Source organism: Fluviicola sp. (assembly GCF_029266855.1).
GTDB lineage: Bacteria > Bacteroidota > Bacteroidia > Flavobacteriales_D > Crocinitomicaceae > Fluviicola.
Genome location: NZ_JAQSWB010000013.1, coordinates 47,077 through 53,146, shown reverse-complemented (window position 1 = coordinate 53,146; position 6,070 = coordinate 47,077). Strand labels below are relative to the sequence as shown.

General features: G+C 41.0%; 5 protein-coding genes. All 5 read right to left on the bottom strand.

The window, feature by feature from the left end; translation table 11 throughout:
- The coding region (locus K0S23_RS18305) for a PKD domain-containing protein (protein WP_300360317.1) at positions 1 to 273 on the bottom strand (273 nt) is incomplete at its 3' end.
- A gap of 101 nt (positions 274 to 374) precedes the next feature.
- On the bottom strand, positions 375 to 1,337 hold the full coding sequence (locus K0S23_RS18300) for a M43 family zinc metalloprotease (RefSeq protein ID WP_300360316.1): 963 nt from the start codon (positions 1,335 to 1,337) through the stop codon (positions 375 to 377).
- 213 nt (positions 1,338 to 1,550) lie between these two features.
- The gene (locus tag K0S23_RS18295) at positions 1,551 to 3,719 is read right to left on the bottom strand and encodes a M43 family zinc metalloprotease (protein WP_300360314.1); all 2,169 of its coding nucleotides are present in this window, start codon (positions 3,717 to 3,719) and stop codon (positions 1,551 to 1,553) included.
- Positions 3,720 to 3,851: 132 nt separating this feature from the next.
- A complete protein-coding gene (locus K0S23_RS18290; protein WP_300360313.1) occupies positions 3,852 to 4,559 on the bottom strand; it encodes an SDR family NAD(P)-dependent oxidoreductase in 708 nt (235 codons plus the stop codon).
- 158 nt (positions 4,560 to 4,717) lie between these two features.
- Positions 4,718 to 5,872 (bottom strand): cystathionine gamma-synthase, encoded by a 1,155-nt coding sequence (locus K0S23_RS18285; protein WP_300360312.1) that lies wholly within the window; start codon positions 5,870 to 5,872, stop codon positions 4,718 to 4,720.
- Positions 5,873 to 6,070 lie beyond the last annotated feature (198 nt).

Below are 6,070 nucleotides of genomic sequence, written 5' to 3'. Positions count from 1 at the left end.
AAAAACAAACCAGTTTGGACTGCTTAAGTTCATCGAACTCTCAAAGCTCTCGTATAAAGGAAGGTTTCCACCTGCTGGTAATACGGTAATATAAGCAGGGACGTTTGAAGTATTACTGTTAGTTCCGTCAGTTGCCTGAAGCTGAACAGCATATGTTCCCGGTGTGTTGTAAGTGACTGTTGGGTTTTGCTGACTTGATGAAGCGGGAGACCCACCGGTAAATGTCCAGGTCCAGCCTGTTGCCGCATTGTAAGATTCGTCTGTAAATGTAATGGATTCACCGGCACAGATTACCGTTCTGGAAGTACTGAATTTTGCAGTACATAAAGTCGGTGTGGTATTGATTCCCGTAGCAGCGTGATTTGAAACTGTAATTAATTGATTTCGGCCGGCTGTTGAACTGGGTCATTACAGGTATTCGAGCTAAGTGAACAAGATGTAACTCCAATGCACATAGGAGTGTCCTGAACACCATCGTCATCTGAACAGCTGGCAGCATTTCCAGGGTTATTATTCGGTCCCCAAACATGTTCTAAGTTCAACCAGTGACCAACCTCATGAGTTAATGAACGGCTTGAATTTACAGAGGACGTTCCTATAGAACCGGTATAAGTACTTAAGATAAAAATGCCGTTATAATACATGTTCGAAGCAGAGGCTGTTGCGTTAGTCATAGGGTTATACGTATAACCGGCAGCTCCGCCGATATCAGCAGCAACATAAATATTTAAGTACTTTGTATGAGGCCATACTCCCTGGTAAATATCATTTCCGTTAATCACCGCGTTTACCTGTTGAAGTCCTCCGGGATTGCTCCATCCCTGATCCGGGGGAGCTACGGTGAGTGCAGTGCTTGTTCTCGTAATACCAGCAAAACATGCCCCATTGGGAGCTTTTTTAGCCAATTCGAATTCGATTTCAACATCAGTAGGCATTCCCTGGAAAGGAGTTTGAACATTGTTAGCATCTGTATTTAACTTTCTGTAATCCCTGTTAAGGATTGCAACAGCATCTGCTACCTGTTCCTTGGAAATGTTTTCGGTACCATTGTTATGGATAATATGGAATACCACCGGGATCTTATAAACAGTAGCCTTGGTTGTATTATTGTCTCCCTTGGATTTTGCATGATTTTGCATCTCCGCTTGAGCTCCATCAATCATTGCAGCCATCTTAGGGTCTTTTCTAAGTTCTGCCAGTTTCTTGTGGGTAGTACAGTATTCAACGTGCTCGCCTTCTCGCATGTTGCTTTTATCCAAAATGCGTTCGGGCATTTGAGCAAAACTCCCCATGGAAATAAGTGAGATTGCTAAGAGAGAGTAAAATTGTTTTTTCATTTTATTAATTCTAGCTTGTTTTATAACAATGATTTAAATGATGAGGGAAAGTTGGAAAGAGAATATAGTTCAATCCACGAAATTTACTGACTTTTTGAATGGGGTGTATCAGAAATTGCTTTAAGTGTCAGAATTGTTGATTAAACAGAAACTAATGGAAAAAATTAAAGGTTGAGAAATCACTTCCTCAACCCTCAATTTTTCTAAATCAGATTATTTCTTTACGAAATGGAAAGTTCTTTCTTGTCCGGAACGCGACATTTTAATCAAGTAAGTTCCCGCAGACAGATCCGAAGTTTCGATCAGCACCAGGTTTGATCCTTCGTGTGCATTGACCGGAAGCGTTTTGATCAGCTTTCCTGACAGATCTGTTATGGCAAATTCCAACTGCATATTCCCTGTTTGAGAACTAAAGCTGATTTGCAGCTCATTTTCAGCAGGATTAGGAAATAAATTAATGTTTTGGAATGATTCTAAATCAGTGATACCTAAAACAATATCGTCTGAAGGTGCTCCGGCGTATATATTAATGTCGTCAATATAAATGTTGTTTCCACCCCCTGCGGTAAACTGGAACTTAAATCTGAAGTTCTCATTCCAATATGCACTGGTAACGTTAGTCATATGGACGGTTACCCAATCAGCTGGGGTCGGTGTCCATTGCGATGTAGCAAGGTTGGCGCCTGACATGGTTGCAGCAGTCAGTGTTTTGCGCACATCCCACACTTCTCCGCAATCTTTTGATAAAAAGACTTTAAACAAATCTGTATTGGTAGACGTTCTTTTTCTGTAAGCATATCTGAAGGATAATGTTGCATTCGTTGAAGATGTGATTCCCGAAAGATCGATTGATCGCGATTCCAATTCATCAATTTGATTCACTGCTTGCCCGTAGTTCTCCAGTTTGGCAGAGTTCGTGCCTGTTCGACCTACAGTTGTAGTAACAGCCCACTGATTTCCACCTCCGTTGCGAACAAACCAAAGCGGATTTGTGAAACTGGTAAACGTCTCAAAGCTTTCATAGTAAGGCAGTCCGGTTGGTGCCGGCAATACGGTGATGTAATCAACAATGTTTGCTGTATTTGAATTAGCTCCGTCTGTAGCCTCAAGTTGTACGGCGTAAGTTCCGGGTGTGTTGTACGTTACTGTTGGATTTTGAGCTATTGAAGTTGCAGGAGAACCTCCGGCAAATGTCCAGTTCCATCCGGATACGGCATTGAAGGATTCATCTGTAAATTGAATGCTTTCTCCCTGGCAGATAACTCTTCTTGGAGCACTGAATTTTGCAGTACAAAGTATAGGAGCAGTATTTGCACCTACGGCAGTTAAATTGGATGCTGAAACCATGTTCGCTCTTCCGGTTGAAGCAATTGTAAGTGCAGTTCTCATTCGGTCTACCTGACCTGCAGTAAACATTTTTGAGCAGTAAGAATAATCCATGTAATTCTCCACATTATCAACCTGGTCAAATCCCCAGTAAGCATTATCACTGCTGCAGGTATTTGAATTCAGCATGCATGAAGTTGAACCAATACATGCCGGTGTGTCGGATACACCATCCGAGCCGCAGCTTACACCGGGATTATTTGTTCCGCCCCAAACATGGGATAAGTTTAACCAGTGTCCGACTTCATGTGTCAATGTCCGGCTTGTGTAAGTAGAGGATGTACCGATATCGCCTACGTAAGTGCTGAGTACCCAGATTCCATTGTACATGGAAGTAGCTGTCCCGCTCCATGGATTCGTAGTATAGCCGGCTGCACCGCCGATGTCCTGGCAGATAAAGATGTTCAGGTACTTATTACCCGGCCACTGATTGTTGTAAACGTCATTCCCGGCGATAATAGCATTTACCTGAGCTTGTCCGTCTTCTCCGTTGCTGGTTGCTGTGCTTTGTGTTCTGGTAATTCCAGAAAAACACGCTCCGTTTGGTGCCTTTGTTGCAAGTACGAATTTAATGTCCGCTTTGCTGCGAATACTTTGAAAGGGTGGCTGAACTGAAATGGTATCCGGATTTAACATGGCATAATCCCTGTTTAGGATTGCTAAAGCCGACATGATTTGATCTTTGGAGATATTCTCGGCTCCGCCGTTATGTAATACATGGAATACTACCGGGATAGTATATTCAAGTGCCTTTGTTGAATTGTTACCTTTTTTCGCATGAAGTGCATTGTCAAATTCCTGTTGTTCCTTGGCAAATTGCTTTGCATGTTCCGGATTTGAAAGCAGTGCATTCATTTTTTTATGGGTGATACAGTATTCGACATGTTCACCGTCACGCATGTTTTCTTTGTCCGGTTTACGCTCCTGATGTTGCGAAAAGACAGAATTAGAAGCGCATAAGGTTAGGGTTAAAAGAGTAGAGAGTCGCTTTTTCATTATCTAAAGTTCTAGCTAGTTTTATTATAAGTATCGTAATTTGAGTGCAACAAGTTACAATATTTGTTTAAGAAATGAATCCTTCTTTAAAAACTTTACAACGATATGAATAACAATTATTTAAAATTAACTTCACAATTGAATATCGCGAAGAGAATAAATGACCTGCTCTAAGGGAGTTTCGTGAATTAGTTTGTATAACTTCTTTGCAACCAGTTCCGGAGAATAAAGTTGATTCGAATGTTTGTATTCTCTAAAACGTTCCACTTCTGAAAATGAATCCGCGCTGGTTTCCCGGATCATTACCTGCATATCTGTGTCCACAACTCCCGGTGCTACCGAAAGACAGTGAAATTTTTCTCTTCCTAGTTGCTGTTCCTCAAGTTGAATGGTCTGACAAAAAAGATCCACAGCTGCTTTAGAGGCACAATATGCTGCCCAGGATGCTATTGGGTTTTTCCCCGCCCCTGAACTGATGAAAATTGATTTGAAAATCCGGGTTTTTGGAATGTAATTGAGTAATCTTTGCAGGATAGCAGCTCCTGCGAACAAGTTGACCTGCATCACGCGGGCAAGTTCTACGGATTCTAATTTTTCAAAATAATCAACTCTTCCTAAAATTCCGGCATTATGGATAAAAATGACCGGTTCTTCGTTGAGCTGTGGGAAAGAGATCCGATCGACCGATTCGGGATTATTTAAATCACAAATAATTGGTGAATAATTTGGGTGGGAGATTGTGTGATTTCTCCCGATGCCGATTACTAGTTCGCCAAGAGATAAATAATTCTCTGCGATCGCCTTTCCGATTCCCCTCGATGTTCCTGTTATAATGACCATATTTATATGATTCGAAATGATGAATGCAAAATGCAAAACTCAATTGAAAATTGAAAAGAGGAATAGTATAAAACTTTTCAATTATTTGGGTCTTTAAATAAAAAAAGCGCTTCATCTAAAATCAGAAGAAACGCTCTTAAAATTATACTATTTTGAATTTAAGCCAAAGCTTGTTCTAAATCTGCGATCAGATCATCTACGTGCTCCACACCAACGCTCAGGCGAAGTAAATTGTCTACAACACCTGCTTTTTCGCGCTCTTCTTTCGGAATTGAAGCATGGGTCATCGTTGCAGGATGATTGATCAGTGATTCAACACCTCCCAAAGATTCCGCCAATGAGAATACTTTGAATGATGAAGCCACTTTATAAGTGTTTTCCACACTCTTGTCTTTCAGAACGATTGAAATCATTCCGCCAAAATCCCGCATTTGTTTTTTTGCAATTTCATGATTCGGATGTTCCGGGAAACCTGGCCAATATACTTTTTCTATCGCCGGATGGTTTTTAAGGAAGTGTGCAATTTGCTTTCCGTTTTCACAATGACGCTGCATACGTAAATGCAATGTTTTAATTCCTCTCAATACCAAAAAAGAATCCATTGGCCCCGGATTTGCTCCCGAGCTGTTTAAAATAAAATAGATTTGCTCGTGAAGGGAATCGTCATTTGTAATCAAGGCTCCCATTACTACATCGGAATGACCACCTAAGTATTTGGTAACGGAATGCATCACGATATCTGCTCCCAGGTCTAGGGGATTTTGCAAATAGGGTGAAGCAAATGTATTGTCAGCTACCATGAGGATATTGTTGGCTTTTGCTATGGCAGAAACCGCGGCAATATCAATGATTTGCATTGTTGGATTTGTTGGTGTTTCAGCCCAGATCAGTTTGGTGTTTGCGTTGATGTATTGTTTTACATTCTCTGCATTTGTCAAATTGATGAAATGAAACTTGATTCCGAATTTCTCATAGATCTTTGTGAATAAACGGTAGCTTCCGCCGTACAGGTCATCTCCGGTAATGACTTCGTCTCCCGGTTTTAACAATTTAAGTACCGCATCAGTAGCAGCAACACCACTGCTGAAACAAACACAGTGTTTCCCGTTTTCCAAAGCAGCAATGTTTGCCTGAAGTGCTTCACGTGTGGGGTTTTTTCCTCTGGCATATCCGTATCCTTTATTTACTCCGGGAGCTTCCTGAACGTAAGTAGAGGTTTGAAAAATAGGAGTCATGATTGCCCCTGTTGTAGGATCGGGTTGTACGCCGGCATGAATAGCTTTGGTACCGAATTTCATATCTTTTTCTTTCATAGAAATTGGATTCACTTTTAAAGAATTACAAAGTTAATAGTTCAGCTAAGAAATCAGCTGAATTGAAGGAAATGATTTTTTGGATTCGAAGAGTTTTTGGAAGGAGTCCGGAATGATGTCGCCCTTAGTACAAAGAAACCGGAGCAGAATTTTAGGATATGAGTCTTGTACATTGAAAATGTCAAGTTCCTTCCTTTT

What these genes read in the sequence shown, in the direction of transcription:
- K0S23_RS18285 (WP_300360312.1), bottom strand. Translation starts at nt 5,872, where the DNA reads ATGAAAGAAAAAGATATGAAATTCGGTACCAAAGCTATTCATGCCGGC.
- K0S23_RS18290 (WP_300360313.1), bottom strand. Translation starts at nt 4,559, where the DNA reads ATGGTCATTATAACAGGAACATCGAGGGGAATCGGAAAGGCGATCGCA.
- K0S23_RS18295 (WP_300360314.1), bottom strand. Translation starts at nt 3,719, where the DNA reads ATGAAAAAGCGACTCTCTACTCTTTTAACCCTAACCTTATGCGCTTCT.
- K0S23_RS18300 (WP_300360316.1), bottom strand. Translation starts at nt 1,337, where the DNA reads ATGAAAAAACAATTTTACTCTCTCTTAGCAATCTCACTTATTTCCATG.